We start from the raw sequence: 23,442 nt of genomic DNA, 5'->3' as shown, positions 1-23,442 counted from the left end.
AGCAGCTTAGCCCTGTTGATGGGCATGGCGCCTTGAAGATGCAGACATGAGATTTGCTGATACGTGTCATTATTCGAAGATGACATCGGGGCTTTCGCGGCAAGCTGCCTGGCTGCATTATTAAGTCGCAGCGCCGCATTGATGCAGATCCGGATCGGCGTTTTCGAATGGGCTATCTGTACCGTTGTGCGCGATTATGAAGTTTTGATTCGATGAAGCTTTTGGCCAAGGAATTTTTCCGCTCGGACGCTCAAACGGTCATCGTGGAGGAAAGAACTCCGCAGACACCGTTTCCTCTGCATGACCATGACTTTCACGAGGTCATGATCGTTCTCTCCGGCAATGGCTGGCATATGTTGAATGATGAACCGCACTTCATCACTTGCGGAGAACTTTTCTACATCAAGGCAGAGGACCACCACGCCTATGAGCAGGTCGACGACCTCTACCTGACCAACATCCTGTTTCGGCCCGATAGGGCCTCCGGGCGTTATGATTTTCTCGACATCATGCGGCGTTCGGCAGATGGGGAAGATGGCACAAGGCGCCACTGGCAGGTTACCGAGGATGTACTTGCGCAGGTCAAGCCGCTGATCGAAGCGCTGGAGAACGAGGCCCGCCGGTCAGATCCGCTTTCGGACGCGATGTCGGAGGCGCTGTTCAACCAGCTCTCGATCATCCTGTCGCGCTCTCAATTCGCCACGGACGCACGCGGCCTGCCGAATTCGGCACGCCTCGGACATGTGCTCAACTATCTCAGGCACAATTGCACCGAAGATATCGACCTCGAAAGTGTCGCTCAGCGCTTCGGCTATTCCTCGCGCAGCTTCAGCCGGCTGTTTCGCGAGGCGACGGCCACGACGCCGCACAACTATCTCGTCAAGCTCAGACTGAGCAAAGCCATGCGGGCATTGCGCGCGACCAATGACAGCGTCACCGACATCGCCTTTTCCTGCGGCTTCAACGACAGCAACTATTTTTCCTACAGTTTTAGCAAGATGACCGGCATGGCGCCGAGCGAATATCGTCGCATGCCGCGTCACAACCACGCCTGAACCCGAACAAGGGGCATGAGGCGGCCGGCGTTGCGGCCGGAACGCCGAAAGGCCCGCCTTATGAGCGGGCCTTTCGTGTCTATTCGCAAATCGCGCTTCCGCGCGTAATCACAGAGCTTTCTTGTAGAGGTCCAGAATATCCGCATCCGTGGCCGCGACCGGGTTGCCCGGTGCGCAAGGATCCTTCTGTGCCTTCTGGACCCAGAGCGGGAAGTCGTCCTCGGTTACGCCAAGTTCGGCAAAGCCGCTGCGAATGCCGACCGTTTCCGACAGATCGCGGATCGCCTTGATCGCGGCCTTGGAGGCATCCTCAATGCTCAATCCCTTGATATCGACACCCATTGCTTCGGCGATGCGTGCAAACCGTTCGACGGCATAAGGACGGTTGAACTCCTCGACCAGCGGCATCAGGATTGCGTTGCAGACGCCATGCGGAAGATCTTTCACTGCGCCCGGCTGGTGCGCCATGGCATGGACGAGCCCGAGACCGGCGCTGTTGAAGGCGAGACCGGCAATGAACTGGCCATAGGCCATCATCTCGCGTGCCTCCAGATCCTTGCCATCCTTGACTGCGCGCGGCAGATAGGCCGCGATCAGGCGGATCGCTTCGAGCGCTGCATAATCGGTCAGCACATGCGCGCCCTTGGCGACATAGGCTTCGATTGCATGGGTCAGAGCATCCATGCCGGTTGCAGCTGTCGTTGCAGCCGGGATACCGGTCATCATGGCGGAATCGTTGACCGAAATATCCGGGATGATGTTGGCGTCGATGATGACCATCTTCACCTGAGCGACCGGATCGGTGATGACCGCGTTGGAGGTGACTTCAGCGGCAGTTCCCGCAGTCGTGTTGACGGCAGCCAGGAATGCGCCTGCCTTGGCGACCTTGCCGACACCTTCATAAAGCGTGATCGGGCCGGGATTGGCCGAGAGGATGCGCACGGCCTTGGCCGTGTCGATCGGGCTGCCGCCGCCGACACCGATGATCGCGTCGCACCTGTTGTCGACAAACACCTTGTAGGCAGCCTCGACGACCGGAACGGTCGGGTTGGGAACGACGCCATCGTAAACGAAAGCCTCGATACCCTTTTCTTTCAAGCCTTCCAGAAGTGGTGCGACAAGTCCGAACTTCACCAGCGTCGCGTCGGTGATAATGACCGGCCGCTTCAAGCCGCGAGCAGCAAGCTCACCGGGAACTTCGGCCAGACTGCCGGCACCGCTGATGTTGATTTTTGGGAAACACAGTCGAAATGCCATCTCGTTCTTTTCCTCCTGATCGGGAGGCTGCCGCTTCTATGGACGGCAGCGCTCCTGCTGATAATCTCCTTGGTGACCGGAAGTTTAGCGAAGGCCGAACGAGGAAGCCTTTGTGCCTTGGACATTGTTGCAGCCTGCATGGCCGGAAATTAGAGGTCGGAACATGGCAGGAGAGCGCGGCAGCGTCGAACAGTCGGAGAGTTTATGCCATGAGCACCACGTTTAACGCATGCACCTTGGATAGCAGAACTTCGACCTTGCCAGATCCCGGCAACAGCATTGCGCCAGAAAGAGCACCGGTCGTGATGATCGCACCGGCCTTCAGCGAGTTTGCGGGACGGGCACTGTCGTTCGCATAGGCGACCAGCCACGCAAGAACATCGCCAACCGGATGCTTTACCGGTCCTTTATAGATCGGGTTGCCTCCCTGAGTGACGATTAGCTCAGCCTCACCCACCGTATCAAGGAGGGTTTTAGGGACAGCCGGGCCTAGCACGTATCCGCGATTTCCTATGCGATCTGCCACAAAAAGCGGGAAAGACAACGTTCCGCCCTCTTTTATGGCAGATGATAATAGTTCCGCTCCGAGATAAGCCTCTGAAACCGCATCATAGATCTCTTCACGGGAATAGAGATCACTTTTGATCGGAAGGGATCGGCCGAGGCGGACGGCGATCTCCACCTCGAACTTCATGCCGGGAAGATAGGGCAATTCCGCATCGCGCGAGGTTTCGACGTAAGGGTGCAGCGGCGCCACGACGGCATGTTTGTCAGGGGACATCGCCACCTTCCAGGCGTTACCCGGTACGCCTTCCTTTGCGGCAAGTGCCTGTTGAGCCTGCATCGCGGTCACCAAGTTCTGAGGCAAAGAAAATTCGGCGGTCGCTTGCGATCGGCACGCTTCGCGTAACGCATACAAGCTGTCGGCGAGCGCCTGAACATCGAAAACCGTCGACAGACTATCGTTCATTTATCATCTCCGAATTGTTCAGGTTTTGATTTGGCGTGCAGGGTGTCACCCTACTTTGCCGATTTGCCGTTGTTACAAAGATTTCTGAAGCTCAAGGCCAAGACGTTCGGCATGCGGCAGCAATGAATCTATCATGCCGACATATAAACGTCGCCGAATTGACCGATACCCGCCCAACAGCTGGGAAATCGACTTCCCATATGCCGAGGCAGGCCGCCATCTGGTAGCGCTGTATCGGTGCAGCGGATGATTTCCCAGCCGGTTTCCTCAAGCAGTTGCGGCAACCGGCCATGCCGCCCGACCGGGCGACGTCGTAGCGACAGCAATAGACATAATTGCCTCCCTTAGAGCAGGCCGAACTTCTTCAGTGTCTCGCCGATCTTGGCGTCCTGCTCAGCGTTGGGGAGAAGTGCTGGCTGACGGCTGGCACCAACGGAAGCGTCCTGAAGATAGAGCGCACGCTTGACCATGGCAGGCGGGAAACCGTGGGCGTAAAGATCGGTACGGAAGGCAGTGTAGATTTCCTGCTGGCGTTGGGCTTCTTCTATATTGCCCGAGTTGAAGCCGCCGACGATGCCGGCGAGAACGTCCGGCATGGCATTGCCCAGGCCTGAAATGCAGCCGGCAGCGCCGTTCTGCAACGACCACAGGACCAGATGATCAGGGCCGGAATAAACTTCGAACCCTTCAACGTCCTTGGAAACCTGCAGATAGGCGGCCAGCGTTTCCTGTGCGCCGCCACTATCCTTGATACCGGCGATGTTGCCGTGGGCTGCAAGCTTGCGGGCGGTTTCCGGCTCGATGTGGTTCTGGGTGCGGGCCGGGATGTCGTAGAGATAGACCGGTGTGTTGACGGCATCGGCGACGGTGGAAAAATGACGGATCAGGCCGTCCTGCGTGCAGGCGATGAAGAAGGGGGTAATGACGGCGATGCCGGTGACGCCGATGCGGTCGAATTCTTTTGCCAGCTGCAGCGTCTCGAACGTGGCGGGCATGCCGGCATTGACGATGACGTCGACCTTGCCGCCGACTTCATCGACCACTTCCTCGAGCAGCTTGATCTTTTCGCCGTGTGTCAGCGCGGAGAAATCGCCATTGGTGCCGGCGCACATGATGTTGTTGCCGGCCGCCACCTGACGACGCACCTGCGCGCGCGTCGCTTCATAATTGATCGTTTCGTCGTCGTTGAAGCATGTCACGATCGCGACGAAGGCTTTCTTGGTCATCATTCTACTCCGGAATCAATCAAATCAGGATGCGGCTGCCAGCCGGGCATAGCGGTTGGCCGCCTGCACGTCCGGGTCCGGATCGAGGCTGGCGGCAAGTAGGGCCTGCGTGTAGGGCTTTTGCGGATTGTCGAAGACCTGCGCGACAGTGCCGAATTCGACCACTTCGCCCTTCTGCATGACCATCACATAATCGGCGAAATCGCGCACCAGCGGCAAGTCGTGGGCGATGAAGATAAAGGCGATGCCCATTTCCTTGCGCAGCTTGTCGAGAAGCGTGATCACCTGCGCCTGAACCGAAACGTCGAGCGCCGAGACGGCCTCGTCGCAGACGATCAGTTGCGGTTCAAGCGCAAGCGCGCGGGCAATGGCGATACGCTGGCGCTGGCCGCCGGAGAACTGATGCGGATAACGGCCCATATGTTCGGAAGAAAGGCCGACCTGACCAAGCAGCTCGGCGACACGCTCGCGCCATTTCGCCTTGGGCAAAATTTCCGGATGGATGACCCAGGCCTCGGAAATCAGCTGGTAGACAGTCATGCGCGGGTTCAGCGACTGGGTTGGGTCCTGAAACACCATCTGCAGATCGCGGCGCAGCTTGAACAGGTCACCCGGCGACATGGTGAAAAGGTCTTTGCCCTTCCATTTTGCAGTCCCGCCATCCGCTTCTTCGAGACGCAGCAGGATACGGGCGAGCGTGGATTTTCCCGAGCCGCTTTCGCCGACGACAGCAACGGTCTCGCCAGCCTTGAGATCGAAGGAAACGCCCTTCAGGGCTTCGAAGCCGCCATAAAACTTGCGGGCGTCCTTGACGCTGAGGATGGCGTCGCCGGAAGCTTCCGGTTCATGCATTTCGCCCTTGCCGGGAGCGGCGGCGATCAGCTTTTTCGTATAGGCGTGCTGCGGATTGTGATAGACCTCGCGCACCGTGCCGCTTTCGACCAGCTGGCCCTTTTCCATGACGACGACGCGGTCGGCGACTTCGGAGACAACGCCAAGATCGTGGGTGATGATCAGCACACCCATGCCGGTTTCGCGCTGGAGTTCCTTCAGCAGGTTCAGCACTTCCGCCTGCACCGTGACGTCAAGAGCCGTGGTGGGTTCGTCGGCGATCAGAAGGTCAGGTTTCAGGGCAAGCGCCATGGCGATCATGACACGCTGGCGCTGGCCGCCGGAAAACTCGTGCGGATATTTGTCGAGCGCGCGTTCCGGATCAGGCAGGGCGACGCGCTTGAAGAGGCGGAGCGCCTCGGCCTGGGCCTGCGTATTGCCTATGCCGTGGGTTTTCAGCGCCTCGCGCATCTGCCATCCGACCGTGTAGACCGGATTGAGATGACTGAGCGGATCCTGAAAGATCATGGCGATCCGGCGGCCGTTGACTTCGCGGCGTTGCTCACCACTCATCGTCAGGAGATCCTTGCCGTCGAGCAGGATTTCCCCGGAGGAGATCTTGCCGGGTGGCATGTCGATCAGATTCATGATCGCCGAGGACGACACCGACTTGCCGGAACCGCTCTCGCCGAGGATGGCGAGGGTCTCGCCACGGTCGAGATGGTAGGAGATGTTGCGCACGGCGTGCACAACACCTGATGCGGTGTGGAAGTCGACCGAGAGGTTGCGGACTTCGAGCAGATGATCAGCCATGTTTCGGTCCTTTCATTTCCAGGCGCCAGCGCTGCACGGGGTCGAGCGCGATACGCAGCCAGTTGGACAGAAGGTTGAGCGAGAGCGTGGTGAGGATGATCGCAAGGCCCGGCCAGAAGGACAGCCACCAGGCATTGGTGAGGTACTGGCGGCCCTGAGAGATCATCAGGCCCCAGGTGATTTCCGGCGGCTGGATGCCGATGCCGAGGAAGGACAGCGCGCTTTCCGCCAGCATGACATAGGCAAAATCGAGCGTCATCAACGTCGTCAGCGTAGGGATGACGACCGGCAGGATATGGCGGAAGAGGATACGGTTGGACGACGCCCCCATGACCCGTGCGGCTTGCACGAACATACGCTGGCGGATTTCCAGAACTTCCGCTCGGGTGGTGCGCAGATAGACAGGAATACGGGTGATCGCGAGTACCAGCATGAGGTTGAGGATGGACGAACCGAGGATGTAGAGAACGATCACGGCCACCAGCAACGACGGAAAGGACATGATGACGTCTGCCAGACGCATGATGACCTGGCTGACGCGTTCCGACGCAAAGCCAGCGATAAGGCCGAGCAGCGTGCCGACGATGGCCGAGATGACAACGGCACCTGCTGCAACCATCATGGTGTTCTGGGTGGCGACAATGATGCGCGGCCAGAGCGGGCGGCCAAGCGCATCGGCGCCGAGCCACATATACCATTCGCGGTCGAACATGAATGGCGCAAGGTTACGGCCACGCAGGTTTTGTTTGGTCGCAAGCTCATCGAGCCATGTCGGGCCGATGATCGCCATGACGATGACGAAGACGAGGAAGATTGCGGCACAGAGGGCGAACTTGTCTGCCCAAAGCATACGCGCCATACGCACAATGGCACTTGGTTCTTCCGCGACTGTTTCTTTTGGGGTGTGGGTAGATTGAATGGCCATGGTCATGTCGATCCTCAGTAGCGGATGCGCGGATCGAGAAGCGCGTAAGCGAGGTCGATCACGAGGTTCATGAGGAAGATGGCGAAAGCGGTGACGAGGATCGCCGCTAGCACGACGTTAAAGTCACGCTGGAGAATGCTGTCGATCATCAGCTTGCCGACACCGGGGAACCCGAATATCGTCTCGATGATGACAGCACCGTTCAAGAGGCTTGCCGCCTGATCGCCGATAACCGTGATGACCGGCAACATGGCGTTGCGCAGTGCATGAACGAAGATGATCGGGCCGGATTTGACCCCCTTGGCGCGTGCAGTCTTCACATAGGCGGAAGAAAGCGCCGAGATCATCGAGCCGCGCACCACCTGAACGATGATGCCGAAGGGACGCACGAACAGAACGCAGATTGGCAGAATCCAATGGGCGAGCGTACCGGTACCGGAGGTCGGCAGCCAGGAAAGCTGGATGGCGAAGATAACGATGGCGACGATGGCCAGCCAAAAATCCGGTACGGAGGCGCCTATCAACGACAACATCGAAGAAAAGCGATCGAAAAAGCCACCGGTGCGGAAGGCTGCGAGCGAACCGACGACAATGGCGCAGACTGTGACCAGCGTCATGGTGATGACCGCAAGCCACAGAGTCCATGTGAAGGCTTCGAGCACGACGTCAAGTGCGGGACGGGCCTTGCGCAGGCTCTCCCCCAGATCACCGGTGACGACATCGCCGACATATTGGCCAAACTGCACGAGAAGCGGCTGGTCCAGCCCATGCAGGGCACGGAATTCGGCCTTCATTTCGGCCGACGCTTCGACGGGAAGAAAGAGCGATGCCGGATCGCCGGTCAGGCGGGACAGAAAGAATACCATGACCAGCAGCCCGATCAGCGAGATAAGGCTGGCGAGGGCGCGTTTGCGGATGAATCTGAGCATTGGGACCTCGATCTTGCTGGAATGGACGGCGAACGCCTCGCCGCCCACTTCGCTTCGATAGGGCGATCAAATCGCCTGGCGGTAGTTACTTCTTGAAGCCGATTTCAGAGAGCTGCAGCATCCCGTTGGTGGCAATGCTGGGCTTGAAGTCCAGACGTTCGGATACGCGAGAATAACCGACCATGTGGAAGAGCAGGACGTCGGCGACAAGATCGTCGTGGACATAGGCGATCAGCTGCGACCACAGCTTTGCACGCTCATCACCGGTGGCGGCCGAAGCGCGGGCGATGAGATCATCGACCTTGGGGTCGGCGTAACCGGACTGGGTACCCTTCGAGTCGTACTTGAAGAACATGGTGAAGGACGGGTCACCCTTGGAGTTGTCGTGCATGGCAGCGACAATGATCGGGCCACGGCCTTCTTTGAATGGCTTCGAGTAATAGACTTCGTGCTCGGCGACTTCGACAAACTTCAGGTCGATCTTGAAACCAACGTCCTGCAGCTGCGCCTGGACGGCTTCCATGATTTCCGTCACGTTGGGGAAATTCGCAGTACGGGCGACGACTGTGATCGGAGTATCGACCGGAACGCCGGCAGCCTTGGCTTCTTCAAGCAGCTTCTTGGCCTGATCCGGATCATACGGGAAAACCTTGACGTCCGGGTTCCAGCCGAGCGTGGTCGGCGGCACAAGGGCTGTTGCCAGAACAGCATCCTGCGGCACGAGTGTACCAAGGAACGCCTGACGGTCGATCGCCAGATTGACTGCCTTGCGGACGCGGACATCGTTAAGCGGCGCGATGTTTCCGTCGATACGCAGATAGACCGTTTCGCTGTCGAGATAGGAGAAGTCGGTCTTCTCGTTCGTGGCTTCGACCTGCGAGATCGACGGTGCGAGATCGGCTTCACCGGCCTGAACCATGGCGGCGCGGACGGCAGGATCGGCGCGGAAGACGTAGGTTGCCTTGGTGACGGCGGGCTTTTTGCCCCAGTAATCGTCACGCGCATCAAGCACGATCTGCTGACCCGGCGTCCAGTTGGACAGCTTGTAAGGACCGGTGCCAATCGGCTCGCGAACGAATTCTAGCGGCGTGCCTTCCGGAACTATGGTGACGAGCGACAGGAGCAGCGGCAAGATCGGCTGGACTGGATCAACCTTGAAATCGATCGTGTTGTCGTCGACGACCTTCACGTCAAACTTCATGCCACCGAAATAGCGGCGGGATTCGCAGACATTCTTGTCGCTGAAAATGCGGTCGAAGCTATATTTGACATCCTTGGCGCCAAAAGCCTTGCCGTCGGAAAATTTCACGCCCTGGCGCAGATGGAAACGCCAGCTTCCATCGGCATTTTGCTCCCACTTTTCAGCCAGACGAGGCATCACACCGTTCTTGGTGCGGACATCGAGCTCGGTCAGCGTTTCGCTGACGTTTTCCATGATGACGCGACCAATATTTGAGCGGGTCGCCATGCACGGCTCGAGAAGGTCTGCCTCTTCCGGGAGAACGATCTTGATATCCGTAGACGCGGCATGAACCGGTGCAATGCCGGCACCGAATGCCATGACAGAGCCAAGAACGGCTCCAAATAGATGCGAGGTTTTCATGTCATTTCCTCCCTCTGGGGTGCATGTCGCACCGTTTGCTGCTCATCTCGCGGCGCATTGGCGTTCGCGTGCTGAAGGCACTCCTCCTGAAGCCCTGTGCGTCGGTCGGGATGCCTCCGTCCTTAACGATCGCCTTGATCGAGCTGGCACCGACCATCGGATTTCTCGATAAGTTTGTCAAATTAAATATTCGGAACTATCGATTTGTACAAACTTAACTTTCATAAAACGATTTAATTTCAGATAGATGTATCGCAACATAGGGTCATCAATGGCAAATTTCGTTTTTTTTCAAACTTGACAACTTTGTTATTTGAGTGATTTTCATAGGGTCAAGAGGAGACCCCGATGACGCCTGAAGAGATTGCATCCGCCATGAACGGCGCGGTAAACGTTGCCGGAAATGGACGACATGAGGCCATGTTGGCCTCTCCGATGATCCAGAACCATGCTTCCTTCCTTCACATGACCGATGAAGGCGCACTTATCTGCGCCTGGTTTGGCGGCACGCTAGAAGGGAAGTCGGATATCTCGATCTTTGCTTCGGTCCTGCCTGAAGGCTCCGACCAATGGGGCGAGCCGCAGCGGCTGAGCTTCGACCCAGATCATTCCGAACAGAATCCGGTTCTGTTTGCCGCACCTGATGGCAAGCTCATCCTGTTTCACACCTCGCAGCCATCCGGCAATCAGGACGAATGCCGGATTCGTCTGGCAGAGATTTCGCGCGATGCCTGCGACCCGACCAAGCTGACGGCAAGCGAGGGACAATATCTCGATCTGCCGCGCGGCTGTTTCGTTCGCGCTCCTCTGGTGGTACGCGATGATGGCGCGTGGCTTTTGCCGATCTTCCGCTGCATCCAGCGTCCAGGCCAAAAGTGGAATGGCAGCCATGACCGTGCCGCTGTCGGCATCTCTGAAGATGGCGGGAAGACATGGCGACTGGAGGATATCGACCAGTCGACAGGCTGCGTGCATATGAGCCCTGTCTTGATCGGCGAGAATAAACTGGCGGCAGTATTCCGCCGCCGCCAGGCCGATTCCGTCTATCGCACGGAAAGTGGGGACGGCGGCCGCACTTGGTCCGCGCCGCAGGCAACCGATGTGCCAAACAACAATTCTTCAATTGCAGCGATCCGCCTGCAAGACGGCCGGATCGCAATGATCTGCAACCCGACCAATGCGGAAATGTCTGCAGATCGCCGCGCGTCGCTTTACGATGAGTTGGGCGAAGAAGACGACCGGCCGGATGCCAACCCGGATGGCGGCTGCGTGCCCATCTGGGGCGTGCCACGCGCTCCGGTTTCCGTCTGCATTTCGGCTGATGGTGCCAGAAGTTTTTCACAGCGGATCGTGATTGAAAATGGTCCTGGCACCTGCATGTCGAACAATTCAATCGACGGCCACAACAAGGAAATGTCCTATCCGTGGCTGCTGGAAGGACCAGACGGCAGCCTCCACATCGCCTACACCTATTACAGGCGCGCCATCAAATATGTTCGTCTGGCTCCGGGCTGGGCCAATGCCAGTTCGAGTGCAGAAGTGGGAGAATAATCATGAGCAATATCATCGGCATCACCATGGGTGACCCCTGCGGCGTCGGACCGGAAATCACGGTGCGGGCGCTGGCCGAAATGGACGATGCGGACCGCGCTGCCACCCGCATCTACGGCAATCTGCCCACGCTGGAAGCGGCCCGTGAGGCACTGAATGTCGATATCGATCTCAAACCTTATGTCGTTGACCTCCCTATCGAAGGTGCGCCGCTTCCATGGGGCACGCTGTCGCCGGTCGCCGGCGACGCAGCTTTCCGTTTCATCGAAAAAGCGGTGCGAGATGCGGAAGCCGGAGTGATCGGCTGCGTCGTTACAGCCCCCATCAACAAGGAAGCACTCAACCTTGCCGGCCACCATTACGATGGCCATACGGGCATGCTGCGAAGCCTGACCAAATCAGCGGCGGCCTATATGCTGCTGGCATCGGAAAAGCTGAAGGTCATCCACGTTTCCACGCACGTCTCGCTACAGGAAGCCATCCGCCGCGCCACGACCGAACGGGTACTGGCAACGATCAAGGCCGGCAATGACCACCTGAAGCGCACCGGTTATGCCGCTCCCCGCATCGCGATTGCCGGCATCAATCCGCATTGCGGCGAAAACGGCCTTTTCGGCACTGAAGACGATGACCAGATAGCACCGGCCGTTGCAGCAGCGCGTGCCGAAGGCATTGATGCCTATGGTCCGATTTCTGCCGACACTGTATTCCACCGTGCCTATTCCGGCGCATTCGATCTCGTGGTCGCGCAATATCACGACCAGGGTCATATCCCGATCAAGCTTGTTGCCTTTGATACTGCCGTGAATGTCTCCGTCGATTTGCCGATTGACCGTACTTCGGTCGATCACGGAACGGCCTTCGACATTGCCGGCAAGGGCATTGCCAACCACGGCAACATGCTCTCGGCCATAGCCTATGCCCGCAAATTGGTGAACGGCGGCAAAGGAGAACAGGCATGAGCAGCGCTCCCGTTATCACCCTGCATCAGCCGAAAAGACTTCTTGTAGGCGCCGGCACGATCAGCGAAGTTGGGCCATGGGCCGGTGACGTATCCTCGACGCTGGTGATCGCGACGCCGATTACTGTCGGCTTTGTCGATCGCCTTAAACTGCCGGGCAAAATATCAGTTTTCGATGCCATTCCGGGCGAGCCTGAAATTGCGACGCTCGATGCAGCGCTTGCTGCAGCGCGGGCAGCAAAACCGGATCTCGTTGTCGGTCTCGGCGGCGGTTCGGTCATGGATGTCGCCAAGCTGGTGGCAGCCCTGTGGGACGGCGAACAGGCGCTTGCCGACGTTGCCGGGCCTAACAAGGTTACCGGCCGCAAGACCCGGCTGGCGCAGGTGGCAACGACAGCCGGCACCGGTTCGGAAGCCGGTATCCGCTCGCTGATTACCGACCCGGTCAAGGGCAGCAAGATCGCGGTCGAGAGCCCGCATCTGATCGCCGATCTGTCGGTCCTAGACCCGGAACTGACCTATTCGGTGCCGCCGGCCGTAACAGCCGCAACCGGCGTCGATGCCATGGCGCATTGCGTCGAGGCATTCACCAACAGACGCGCCCATCCGATGATCGACGGTTTTGCCCGTATGGGCTTTCATCTTGTCGGCAAATTCCTGGCACGTGCGGTCAAGGATGGATCGGACCGAGAAGCCCGCGAAGGGCTGATGCTCGCGTCCTATTACGGCGGCATTTGCCTTGGCCCGGTCAACACGGCGGCAGGTCATGCCATTGCCTATCCGCTCGGGACGCTTTTGCATCTGCCGCATGGGCTCGCCAACGCCATCGTGTTTCCGCACGTCCTCGCCTTCAACCAACCGGTCATGAGGGACAAGACGGCAGAAGTTGCTGAGGCACTCGGCCTCGGCAAGAACCTTTCACAGGCCGACCTGAGCAGTGCGGCACATGGCTTCTGCGCTGATCTTGGCATCCAGATGTCTCTCGCCAAACACGGTGCCGCCGAAGCTGATTTGCCCCGCTTTGCCGCGGACGCCCACGCCATTCGCCGACTGATGGACAATAACCCGGTCGATATGAGTGTTAACGACGTTCTAGGGATCTACAGGGCCAGCTTCTGATCACAGGCCGCTGGAGGAGGAGAGGTGGCGCGATAGCTCGCGCCACCTTTTTTGTCTGATATCGCTGCGGTATAGACTTGAGAGAGCTATTTTCGCTCTCTCCCACCCTACTTATGAGATGACTGGAAAAGCCGCTCGCGCGAGCCCTTCAAATGTTCAAGCATCAGCCGCCGCGCTTCATTCTCGTCACGGCTGGCAATCGCAGTGGCGATAGCCTCATGTTCGCCAAACACGCGGGACAAGCCAGACGCCTCCCGCTTGATCGAGGCGCCATGGAACTTCATTCCGACGGCAATATGGTCCTTCAACGCTTCCATGGCGGTGGAGAAATAATTGTTCTGGGCGGCGCGGGCGATTGCGAGATGGAACTGAAAATCTGCGTCTTCGCGATGTGATTGGCGGTTTGTCGCGTCACGCAGCAGTTCCAGCGCCTGGCGGATCGCCTTCAGGCTTTCGGCATCATGCCGCGTGGCGGCGGCAGCTGCTGCAGCCGGCTCCAGCGTCAGGCGGAATTCGTAACAATTCAGAAGGTCGGCGACATTTTCCAACTGGCCAAAACCGAGCGGATTTCTCAGACCCATCGAGCGGACAAAACTACCCGCCCCTCGGCGGGAATAGATCAGGCTCTGGTCGCGCAAGCGCTTCAATGCCTCGCGGATAACCGGGCGGGAAACCTCGAATTCGGCGGCGAGATCATGTTCCGTCGGCAGACGCTCATCCGGCTTGTAGGCACCGGACTTGATCGCACGCAGCATACGCTCGAAAACGACGTCAGCGAGACCTTTGCGAGCTGTTCCTGTTTCCAATCCCATCATCAACCTGCTTTCTGCAGGACAGTATCTGCAATCTGTTTCAACGTATCGGGCTGACCGAAACCACCCGATTTGGCGATAATGCAGCGCCCGTTGGCTGAAGCAAGACCTAGGCCCGGCATGCATTCACCATGCAGGCGCAGCCGCGAAAGACCGAACCTGCGCAGCACGGCTTCCGCAGTCGCGCCACCAGAGAGAAGCAGTATGCCATCGTAATCGGCAAAATTCCGCTTCAGACCGTCCGCCAGAGCTTCTGAGACAAGCTGAGGGTTTACATCGTCGGTACCCGGCGTTGCCTGAACCAGCGTCAAGTCAGATCCGGTATCGGTTGCCGCGTCGAGATGACCGTTGGGCGCAGGCAGATAATTCAACCTGTGTTCATGGCGCAGAATTTCTATCTGCCTAAGCGTTATCGGATCGCGCGAGCCGATAACGAAAGCAATCCGGCCGGAGGGAATGGCTGCCGCACGTGCCTCGGCTCCGGCGGTCATGCGTCGAGCAAGCGCTTCGGCAAGGCCACGAGCTCCGACCAACAGGTCCGTGCCATCGCTCTGCGCCTCAGCCAGAATGGCATCCATATCGGCCGGCGTGCGGGTATTCGGAATGCGGGCGCAGGCAGCATGGGCGCCCAGCCGATCGGCAATCACGATCGGTGTCTCTATGCCGAAACCGGAGACGCGCCCATCCTCCACGATACGGTCAAATTCCGGGATCGCCGGCACGACGAGAGCTTTCTTGAAGGGGGTAGCATCCAACTCGGCGACAATATTGCCCTTCAAGCGGGAGTCGACCTTCTTGAAAAGTTTCGTCCCCTTCGGCAGCAGAGCAATGACCGCAGTCGTTACAGCACGAGCCTTATCTGAATCAATTTCCCGCGTATTAAGATTGATCGACAAAACGTCTGGGCGGTCCCCAACGACACCAGAGATTGCATCCCGGTCGAGCGCGACTTCCGTACGAAGACCACGCCCGGCAAAAGGGGCTGCAGAGTCGAGCGCACCTGTCAAATCGTCCGCGAGAATGGCTAACATATGTCTCCGCCCACTTATGTTGTAATCTTTATACCATAAAAAAACGCTTATATGTCAACAATAATATAGAACTAAATTACAAATGAGATCACCTCTTCTGACAAAGCGAGGGGACGTAAAGCCTACTCTGCCAGGCCTGCGATCGGAGAGAAACCTCGCAGCCATCAACCAAAGGCATCAGCAAGGCCAGCTATCGAATCGACAGCAATTTCGCCGTTTTGATCAATTGCAAAGAAAACAAGGGCAGCAGCAATAGCTCAGCCCTTCTGGAACTTGACGAACATTTTCCGAATGGCAGGGATGCGGTATTTTATCGATGCGGTGGCGTACTGGTACTCGGTGAAATCTCGACTGCCAGTCACAAGCCCGCTCTTCGCTATACGGAAATAGCTTTGGACTGCCATGATTTTCTTCTACCGCTCCAACCGAGGCCGCCTACCATGACGTGGGGCGAGGCTCTCGATCGAAACGCGATTTTATGCTAGTTACTTTTGCCTGACTTGGCCTTGGTCGGCCACCAGGCGCGCCTGTTTGAATACTTTGCGATTTCCGGGGAAGCCGACGACCGCTTCCGCAACATGTTCGGCGGCGATCGCAACGAAATCAGCCTTGGCACCGACTTCGATCCCATAACCATCAAGCCTGAGCGCCTTGGCACCCGCCGTGGTGACGATATCGAAGGCCGCCTGCAATTCCGCGTCGGTAAAAAAGCCGGAGCGGTAACCGATGATTTCCGCCCGGCGCAGCATGTCGCCATCGCCATAAGGCCACCAGCTATCGCGGATGTTGTCGCTGCCGCTGAAAACGTTGACGCCTTCCGAGCGCAACAGCGCGACCGGCGGAAAGCTGTGATGTCCCGGCGCGTTGGTCATGATCGAGATACCGCTCCGGGCAACTCTTGCGGCGATCCTGCGCGCTGCATCGGCCGGAAGATCGCCGAGACCATAGGCGTGGCTGATCGAAACGTGGCCCTGCATGCCGAGCGCTTCCGTCCGTGCGCAGATTTCCTCGATGGTGAAGGCTCCCATCGTGCCGCCCTCGTGCAGATGGATATCCGCATCGACGCCGCGTTTTTCGGCGATGCCGAAGACGACATCGAGATGGGCGGTGACATCACGGTCGAAACTGGCCGGGTCAAGGCCGCCGATCAGGTCTGCACCAAGGCCGATCGCCTCATCGAGAAGCTCTGGAGTGCCGGGGCTTTTCAGAATGCCGCTCTGGGGAAAGGCGACGAGCTGGATATCGATTATATCCCGGTATTCTTCCCTCACCGCCAGGATGGTCTCCAGCGACTTCAACCCGACCGACCCGTCGACCATGACGTGGCTGCGCATCTGCAGCGTGCCGTGCGAAACGCAAAGTTCGAGCTGCTTGATGGCACGCTCGGCCATCGGCTCCGCTTTCGCCATGTTTTCGGCCTGGAAGGCGACCCGTTCATGCACGTCGAAACCGTTGGTGCAGGGACGATGCGGCACCCATTTTCCGCCGTAGAAACTCGTATCCAGATGGATGTGACCTTCGACGAAACCCGGAACGAGCAGATCCCCTGCGATATCGACGACAATGCCTGAAGCGGATGCCTCGGTCGCCGGCTGGATACCGGTTATCCGGCCGTTCTCGACATGAATATCATGCAGCCTCCCATCGGCAAGCTTCGCATTGGTGAATATCGTCTTGGTCATGATCGGGTATTTCCTGAAAATCTTGGTCGTTGAAGGATTCAGATGGCTAGCGCCAGATGACAGGCAACCAAACCGCCGCCCTTGCGTGCCCGAACCTCGGGCGCCGCCTTGCTGCAAATATCCGTCGCCATCGGACAGCGGGGGTGGAAGGCGCAGCCTTTCGGCGGATCGAGCGGGCTTGGTGGTTCACCGCCCATCAGTTCCCGGTCGCGATTGGGAGCCGCGACATCCGGGATCGTCTGGAGCAGCAGACGCGTATAGGGGTGTTGCGGATCGGCAAAAAGCGCCTCCGTATCCGCTTCCTCAACGATCCGGCCGAGATACATGACTGCGATCCGATCCGCCATGTGCCGCACGACGGCAAGGTTGTGACTGATGAAAAGATAGGTAAGGCCGAGTTCGTCCTGCAGGCGGCGCATCAGGTTGAGGATCTGCGCCTGCACCGAAACGTCGAGTGCAGAGGTCGGCTCGTCGCAGACGAGGAATTCCGGCTCGCTGGCGAGCGCCCGGGCGATCGAGATGCGTTGACGCTGCCCGCCGGAAAATTCGTGCGGATACCGTTTCGCATCATCCGCAGAAAGACCGACCGTGCGCAGCAGTTCGGCGACACGCGCCTCGATCACGTCAGCGCCATTGCGCAGGCCGAATTCGCGGATCGGCTCGGCGATGATATCGCCGACACGCCAGCGCGGATTGAGGCTCGCATGCGGATCCTGGAAGATCATCTGCGCTTCCATCGGCTTGCCGCGGCCTCGGCCCTTGTCCGCGGGTGCAAACAGGATTGCGCCTTCGCTCGGTGCGTAAAGCCCGGTGACAAGCCGCGCGACCGTGGACTTGCCGCAGCCGGATTCACCGACAAGTGCGAGGCATTTCCCCTTCTCGACCGTGAAGGTGACATCCTGCACGGCGCGCAGGTAACGCTTCGGCTTGCGGTCGATCACCCGGTTCAACCAGGGCGCGGAGACATCGAAAATGCGGGAGAGCTGATCGACTTCCAGGGCGTTGTTTGTGCTTCTCACTGAACACCTCCATCATGAACGAGACAGGCAACACTGCCCTGCCCTTCGGCAACCATCACGGGGCGGACCTGCCGGCACCGCGACCCGGATTCAAGACAGCGCGGATTGAAGGCGCAACCGGTGGGAATGGCATTCAGTCGCGGCATTGCACCGTCGATCTGGGCAAGACGCTCGACACGGGCGCCGAGGGCCGGGATCGAGCCCATCAGGCCGCGCGTATAGGGATGTTTCGGTCGGCTCAGCACCTCTTCGACCGGACCGATCTCAATGACGCGGCCGGCATACATCACGGCCACACGGTCGGCGGTTTCGGCAATCACGCCCATATCGTGCGTCACCAGCATGACGCCCGTACCGTGCTCACGGCAAAGTTTTCGCAGCAATGCGGTAATCTGCGCCTGAATCGAAACGTCGAGCGCCGTCGTCGGTTCGTCGGCGATGATCAGTTGTGGATTGCCCGCAAGCGCCAGTGCGATGACGACACGCTGGCGCATGCCGCCGGAAAACTGGTGTGGATAGTGATCGATCCGCTCATCCGCGCCGGGAATGCCGACCTGTTTCAGCAATGCGATCGCCTGGGCGCGCGCTTCCGTACGGCTTCGGCTGGAATGCAGCCGGACGGTCTCGATCAACTGCTGGCCGACGGAGAACAACGGATTGAGCGAGGTGAGCGGATCCTGGAAGATCGCACCGACCATGCTGCCGCGGATCGATGCCATTTCCGCTTCGCCGAGATTGTCCGTGCGCTTGCCGCCGATGCGAATTTCGCCAGAAGCCACTCGGCCGGGCGGTTCGAGCAGGCCGAGCACGGCCATGCCCGTCATTGATTTGCCCGCGCCGGATTCGCCGACGACACCGAGAATTTCGCCGCGTTTGATCGTCAACGAAACATCGGAGAGTGCGGTGAGTACTCCTTTGCGGGTCGGAAATTCGACGGACAGGCCGCGAACATCCAGCGCGAGCGCATCGGAGGCTGGTGGATGGCAGGGTATGCTCATGACGCAACCTCGCTTTGGCTGAGATGCAGTGGATAGCTTGGAGGAAAGATCGTCTCGACCGGCGGATGCCCGTAAGTGCGTTCGGGATAACGCGTCACAAGCCTGTCGAACTGCGCCTGTGCCTCATCGCGAGCCGCCGAAAGGTCGATGCCGGCAACCTGTCCGTCACGCATCGACAGGCGACCATCGACGATGGTGGCGCGGGTGACGCGCCCGGTCGCGCCATAGACGAGCGTCTGGATCGGATCGATGCGCGGTGCGATCATCCGGTCGGCCATGTCGAAGACGGCGATATCTGCTTTGGAGCCGATGGCAAGCCGACCTAGATCGGGGCGTTTGAGAGCGTCGGCACCTGCGATCGTCGCAGCGTCGTAGAAGTCCGCGGCAGATCCGGCATCGCCACACCCTTCGGCAATGCGGTTTGCCATCAGGCCGACCGACATGTTCAGCACCATGTCCGGCGGCGCGGTGTCGGTGCCCATCCCGATGCGGATACCCATCGCCTTTATCTTCGAGAAGGACTTGAGCGAGGAACCATGCCGGGCCGAAACGAGCGGACAATGGACGACCGTGACGCCGTTTGAGGCATAGCGGGCAAGATCGTCGTTCGTGGCAACGGTCGCATGCGGTGCGATCAGGCGTGAGGAGAACAGGCCAAGGCCATCCAGCCATTCCGGCGCGGTGACCCCATGCAGGCGCCGCACGGTCTGCAGTTCCATCTCGCCCTGTGCCATATGCAGGCGAACCGGCAGGTCCATCTCATCGGCATGGGCGAATGTCCGGCGCAACAGGATCTCGGTACAGGTCTCTACCCGGTCCGGGGCAAACATCCCGGAGATCAGTCCGGCGGCGGTTCCGTGGATACGGCCTGCAAAAGCCGCGGCGGCATCCAGTTCCGCCAACCCCCGCTCCTCGTCGAAGACCGGCTGCATCGCGCCCGTCTCATCGAGGATCACGCCGCCGCTGCGATAGGCAGGCCCGAGCCAGACGCGCAGGCCGAGTTCCTCGGCTGCCACCGCCGCCGCCTCGAATTCCGCCACCGTCTCGCCCCAGGCGCGGTAAAAGAGCGATGCAATCGGCAGAGCCGAAGTAATGCCGTTCAGAAGAAGCTGCGCAAAGGCATAACGCTTCTGAAAGACAAGCTCTTCCGGGCTGTACATTTCATAAGCCCGTGCTGCGTAATCCGTCGGCCAGACACGGCCTTTCTTCCAGCCTGGCTGGTTGTCCATGCCCAGAACGGTCGTGTCGAGGTCGGATAGCGCATCGAGATCGACGAAGCCAGGGCCGATCAGGGCGTCGCCCATGTCGTAACATGCCGCAACGTCGCCCTCGAACCGTTTTCCGATCCAGATGACGCGATCATTCTCGATCACCGCTTCGCCACCTTCGACGAGCCGCCGGCCTTCGGGCAAATCGGCGATCATGTAGCGAGCCTTCAGCGCCCACCGGCCGGGCGGCCGTTTTCCGAGCGGAAGGGCGGACCAGTTCCGGTCTTTCATCATGGCCGTTCCCGCAGGCTTTTGCCGTCACGTGCAACAACATTGCCGGCCGTCACGACAAGCTTGCGCGGCTGGTGGGTAACGATCGCCTCACCGACACTCTCGCCCTCGACGATGACCACATCGCCACGCCCACCGACAGTGAGCACATGGTTGGCGCGATCCATCGCCACCGCGCCGCCTGTCGTGCAGACATCAAGCGCCATCAGCAATTCATCGTCGCGGCGCAGATTGTTCTTCATGCCGAGCAGCATGGCGCGCTCCAGCATGTCGCCATTGCCATAAGGCCCCCATGTGTCGCGAAAACCGTCGACGCCTGCGCCGAAGCGCACGCCGGCAGCACGTAACCGCTTGAGCGACGGGACTTCGCGCGACGGCGGCGCGGTGGTCAGGATCGGCACGTCGAGTTCGGCACAGGTATCGATCAATCCCTGGCTTACGTTCCAGTCGGGCATCCCGAGGCAGAAGGCGTGGCTGACGGCCACCTTGCCCTGCATGCCGAAAGCCCGAATGCGCTCGAAGATCAGCTCCATCGAAAAGGCCCCGAGTTCGCCGCCTTCATGCAGATGGATATCGATGCCCTTGCCGTATTTTTCCGCCAGCGCGAAGATCGTGTCGAGATGTCCCTTCGGGTCGCGGTCCATGCCGCAAGGGTCGAGGCCGCCGACGAGATCCGCACCCATCGCCATCGCCTGATCGAGCAGTTCGACCGTACCGGGCCGACGCAGCAGGCCGGATTGCGGGAAGGCGACGATCTCGATCTCGACGACACCGGCAAGCTTGCGACGCGTTTCCATCACGCCTTCGAGCGCCACCAGCCCCTGATCGGTGTCGATATCCACATGGGTACGGATCAGCGTCGTGCCGTAACCGACAGACTGCAGCGACTGGCGCATGGACTGGACATGGGCATCAAGCCCGTAGTCGCGTTTCACCTTGCGCTCGTTGTCGATCTTGTCGATCAGCCGCGGGCCGACCTCGTTGACATACCAGGGATAACCAAGCAGCGACTTGTCGAGATGGGTATGCGCATCGACCAGGCCCGGAATGGCGATACGGCCACCGGCGTCCTCCGTTGCAATGCCTTCGTCGGCAAGTCCCGGTCCGATTGCGGCAATAAGGCCGTCCCTGATCAGGATGTCGGACGCCTCGCCCCCCATGGGTCTTGCGTTCTTAATCAGAAGATCACTCATGGATATGCCTCAGCGCAGTTTGGGATTGAGAGCGTCACGCAGCCAGTCGCCCAGCACGTTGATCGAGACGACCAGCAGACAGAGCTGCAGGCCGGGGAAAAGCACGATCCACCATTGTCCGGAAAACAGGAACTGATTGCCGATGCGGATCAGGGTGCCGAGCGACGGTTGCTCCGGCGGCATGCCGACGCCGAGGAAGGAAAGTGTCGCCTCGATCAGGATGCCGAGGCCGAAATTCAGCGTCGCAGTCACCAGAAGCGGCGTGGTGGTGTTGGGAAGGATATGCTTGATCAATATCCGCCATGTCGGCACGCGGATCAGCCTTGCCGCCTGCACATATTCCTTGTTGCGCTCGACCATGGTCAGCGCCCGGACGGTGCGCGCATATTGCACCCAGGCGGAAAGTGAAATCGCCAGCACGATGACACCGGAAGCGCCAACCTCACGCAAGGATGGCGGCAGAGCCTGCCGTGCGAGCGCCGAGACGAGGATGGCGATCAGCATGGTCGGCATCGACAGGAGAACGTCTCCGGCCCGCATCAGCAGACCATCCGCCCATTTCCCGTAATAACCGGCGACCAATCCGAGCGCCGAGCCGACGATCAGCGATACCGCGACAGAAGCCGCGCCGATGACGATCGATGCCCGCGAGCCATAAAGAATGGCCGACAACAGGTCGCGGCCCTGCGTGTCGGTTCCAAGGATGAACGGCCATTGACCGTCTTCCATCCAGATCGGCGGAATCTCGGCGTTCAGCAGGTCGAGCGAGGCGAGATCGTACGGGTTCTGGACGGTGATCAGCGGCGCGAAAAACGCCGAGCCGATAAGAAGCAACAGCAGGATTGCAGCCCCGACAGCGGAAGGGTGATGGGTGAAACTCCACCACAGATCGGAATCCCGCAGGCGGGAAAACCGGGAAGGAGAAGAGCGGAGCTGCTGCTTTGTCGTCTGTTCAACGATAGTCATGGTTGTCTCCCGTCACGCGGCGCGCAGGCGCGGGTCGATCAGCGCATAGGCAATGTCGACGAACGTGTTCAGCGTCACGAAGATGAAGGATACGATACAGAGATAGGCCGCCATGACAGGGATATCGACGAAGGTGACGGCCTGCATGAACAGCATGCCCATGCCGGGCCACTGGAAGACGGTTTCGGTGACGAGCGCAAAGGCGATCAGGTTGCCCACCTGCATTGCCGTCAGCGTCACCACCGGCATGAGACAGTTTTTCAGTGCATGGCGAAACCAGAGCGCCCGGCGTTTCACCCCGCGGGCACGGGCGAACTTGATGAAATCGGCCCGCAATATTTCCAGCATTTCGGCGCGGACGAGGCGCATAACCAGCGTGATCTGGAAAAGCGACAGAGACAGCGCCGGCAGCACGATTGCGGCACGGCCGGAGGGCGTCAGCAGTCCAGTCGACCACCAGCCAAGCTGCACGACCTCGCCACGACCATAACCCGGCAGCCAGCCGAGGCTGACGGAAAAGGCAAGGATCAGGATGATGCCGACGAAGAAACTCGGCAGCGAGACACCGACGATGGAGGAAAACTGCAGGCCTTCAGCCCACCAGCGCCCGCGGCCGATCGCGGTGAAGACGCCGAGTGGAATACCGATCGCCAGCGACAGGATGGTGGCGATGATGACGAGTTCGAAAGTTGCCGGAAAACGCTCGCCGATCAGGGTGATGACATTCTGCTGATTGCGCCAGGAAAGACCGAATTCACCCTGGGCGGCATTGGTAACGAAACGCAGATATTGCACCAGAAATCCGTCATTCAGGCCGAGACGGCTGCGCAACTCGTCGCGCTCCACCTGGGTGGCGCTTTCATTCACCATCATCTCGACGGGATCGCCGAGGAAACGGAAGATCAGGAAGGCGAAAAAGGCGACGGTCAGCATGACAAGGATGGCGTTGCCGACGCGTTTTACGAGGAAGGCGATCATGGTCGCGGCGTCCCTGGTTTCAGA

At 59.4% G+C, this 23,442-nt stretch carries 21 protein-coding genes; 4 read left to right on the top strand and 17 right to left on the bottom strand.

The window, feature by feature from the left end; all coding sequences use genetic code 11:
• Positions 1-212 precede the first annotated feature (212 nt).
• On the top strand, positions 213-1,055 hold the full coding sequence (locus tag MRBLMR1_RS28040) for a helix-turn-helix domain-containing protein (protein WP_183685385.1): 843 nt from the start codon (positions 213-215) through the stop codon (positions 1,053-1,055).
• 108 nt (positions 1,056-1,163) lie between these two features.
• Here MRBLMR1_RS28040 and MRBLMR1_RS28035 read toward each other — a convergent pair whose 3' ends face one another.
• The 7 genes from MRBLMR1_RS28035 to MRBLMR1_RS28005 form a co-directional block, all read right to left on the bottom strand.
• Complete coding sequence (locus MRBLMR1_RS28035) at positions 1,164-2,312, bottom strand: iron-containing alcohol dehydrogenase (RefSeq protein ID WP_500067028.1); 1,149 nt, start codon at positions 2,310-2,312, stop codon at positions 1,164-1,166.
• Positions 2,313-2,514: 202 nt separating this feature from the next.
• Complete coding sequence (locus MRBLMR1_RS28030; protein ID WP_500067050.1) at positions 2,515-3,270, bottom strand: fumarylacetoacetate hydrolase family protein; 756 nt, start codon at positions 3,268-3,270, stop codon at positions 2,515-2,517.
• A gap of 356 nt (positions 3,271-3,626) precedes the next feature.
• Positions 3,627-4,508: a dihydrodipicolinate synthase family protein gene (locus tag MRBLMR1_RS28025; protein WP_404945457.1), complete on the bottom strand. Its 882-nt coding sequence runs from the start codon at positions 4,506-4,508 to the stop codon at positions 3,627-3,629.
• A 24-nt stretch (positions 4,509-4,532) separates the two neighbouring features.
• Positions 4,533-6,152 (bottom strand): ABC transporter ATP-binding protein, encoded by a 1,620-nt coding sequence (locus tag MRBLMR1_RS28020; protein WP_183685388.1) that lies wholly within the window; start codon positions 6,150-6,152, stop codon positions 4,533-4,535.
• Complete coding sequence (locus tag MRBLMR1_RS28015) at positions 6,145-7,077, bottom strand: ABC transporter permease (RefSeq protein ID WP_206827277.1); 933 nt, start codon at positions 7,075-7,077, stop codon at positions 6,145-6,147. The genes MRBLMR1_RS28020 and MRBLMR1_RS28015 overlap by 8 nt, the downstream gene beginning before the upstream one ends.
• Before the next feature lie 14 nt (positions 7,078-7,091).
• The gene (locus MRBLMR1_RS28010; protein ID WP_148144632.1) at positions 7,092-8,006 is read right to left on the bottom strand and encodes an ABC transporter permease; all 915 of its coding nucleotides are present in this window, start codon (positions 8,004-8,006) and stop codon (positions 7,092-7,094) included.
• Between the two features lie 85 nt (positions 8,007-8,091).
• Complete coding sequence (locus tag MRBLMR1_RS28005) at positions 8,092-9,609, bottom strand: ABC transporter substrate-binding protein (RefSeq protein WP_500067027.1); 1,518 nt, start codon at positions 9,607-9,609, stop codon at positions 8,092-8,094.
• Positions 9,610-9,957: 348 nt separating this feature from the next.
• On the opposite strand from MRBLMR1_RS28005, the gene MRBLMR1_RS28000 reads away from it, so the two are divergent.
• The 3 genes from MRBLMR1_RS28000 to MRBLMR1_RS27990 are packed head-to-tail and all read left to right on the top strand — an operon-like array spanning position 9,958 to position 13,240.
• On the top strand, positions 9,958-11,160 hold the full coding sequence (locus MRBLMR1_RS28000) for a sialidase family protein (protein ID WP_183685391.1): 1,203 nt from the start codon (positions 9,958-9,960) through the stop codon (positions 11,158-11,160).
• Positions 11,161-11,162: 2 nt separating this feature from the next.
• Positions 11,163-12,122, top strand: coding sequence for a 4-hydroxythreonine-4-phosphate dehydrogenase PdxA (gene pdxA / locus MRBLMR1_RS27995; RefSeq protein ID WP_183825029.1), 960 nt, complete (start codon positions 11,163-11,165; stop codon positions 12,120-12,122).
• Entirely contained in the window at positions 12,119-13,240 is a 1,122-nt protein-coding gene (locus tag MRBLMR1_RS27990) for an iron-containing alcohol dehydrogenase (RefSeq protein WP_500067026.1), read from the top strand. The genes pdxA and MRBLMR1_RS27990 overlap by 4 nt, the downstream gene beginning before the upstream one ends.
• Positions 13,241-13,347: 107 nt before the next feature.
• Here MRBLMR1_RS27990 and MRBLMR1_RS27985 read toward each other — a convergent pair whose 3' ends face one another.
• The 10 genes from MRBLMR1_RS27985 to MRBLMR1_RS27940 form a co-directional block, all read right to left on the bottom strand.
• Positions 13,348-14,052 carry a FadR/GntR family transcriptional regulator gene (locus tag MRBLMR1_RS27985; RefSeq protein ID WP_148144756.1) on the bottom strand — a complete coding sequence of 235 codons (705 nt, stop codon included), beginning with the start codon at positions 14,050-14,052 and terminating at the stop codon, positions 13,348-13,350.
• Between the two features lie 2 nt (positions 14,053-14,054).
• Positions 14,055-15,083 (bottom strand): four-carbon acid sugar kinase family protein, encoded by a 1,029-nt coding sequence (locus MRBLMR1_RS27980; protein WP_500067025.1) that lies wholly within the window; start codon positions 15,081-15,083, stop codon positions 14,055-14,057.
• Between the two features lie 257 nt (positions 15,084-15,340).
• On the bottom strand, positions 15,341-15,487 hold the full coding sequence (locus tag MRBLMR1_RS27975) for a hypothetical protein (protein ID WP_183685394.1): 147 nt from the start codon (positions 15,485-15,487) through the stop codon (positions 15,341-15,343).
• Between the two features lie 81 nt (positions 15,488-15,568).
• Positions 15,569-16,765, bottom strand: coding sequence for an amidohydrolase family protein (locus tag MRBLMR1_RS27970; protein ID WP_500067024.1), 1,197 nt, complete (start codon positions 16,763-16,765; stop codon positions 15,569-15,571).
• 38 nt (positions 16,766-16,803) lie between these two features.
• A complete protein-coding gene (locus MRBLMR1_RS27965; protein ID WP_183685396.1) occupies positions 16,804-17,784 on the bottom strand; it encodes an ABC transporter ATP-binding protein in 981 nt (326 codons plus the stop codon).
• Entirely contained in the window at positions 17,781-18,782 is a 1,002-nt protein-coding gene (locus MRBLMR1_RS27960; RefSeq protein WP_183685397.1) for an ABC transporter ATP-binding protein, read from the bottom strand. The genes MRBLMR1_RS27965 and MRBLMR1_RS27960 overlap by 4 nt, the downstream gene beginning before the upstream one ends.
• Positions 18,779-20,281, bottom strand: a complete 1,503-nt coding sequence (locus MRBLMR1_RS27955) for an amidohydrolase family protein (RefSeq protein WP_500067049.1) — start codon at positions 20,279-20,281, stop codon at positions 18,779-18,781. Before MRBLMR1_RS27955 ends, MRBLMR1_RS27960 begins: the two co-directional genes overlap by 4 nt.
• Positions 20,281-21,474: an amidohydrolase family protein gene (locus tag MRBLMR1_RS27950; RefSeq protein WP_500067023.1), complete on the bottom strand. Its 1,194-nt coding sequence runs from the start codon at positions 21,472-21,474 to the stop codon at positions 20,281-20,283. The genes MRBLMR1_RS27955 and MRBLMR1_RS27950 overlap by 1 nt, the downstream gene beginning before the upstream one ends.
• Positions 21,475-21,483: 9 nt before the next feature.
• Positions 21,484-22,440, bottom strand: coding sequence for an ABC transporter permease (locus tag MRBLMR1_RS27945; protein ID WP_500067022.1), 957 nt, complete (start codon positions 22,438-22,440; stop codon positions 21,484-21,486).
• 12 nt (positions 22,441-22,452) lie between these two features.
• Positions 22,453-23,418 carry an ABC transporter permease gene (locus MRBLMR1_RS27940; RefSeq protein ID WP_183685400.1) on the bottom strand — a complete coding sequence of 322 codons (966 nt, stop codon included), beginning with the start codon at positions 23,416-23,418 and terminating at the stop codon, positions 22,453-22,455.
• Between the last annotated feature and the right edge of the window lie 24 nt (positions 23,419-23,442).

Source organism: Neorhizobium sp. LMR1-1-1.1 (assembly GCF_040675795.1).
Lineage (GTDB): Bacteria > Pseudomonadota > Alphaproteobacteria > Rhizobiales > Rhizobiaceae > Neorhizobium > Neorhizobium cellulosilyticum.
The sequence above is the reverse complement of the archived record's forward strand: the minus strand, read 5'-3'. Positions and strand labels throughout refer to the sequence as shown.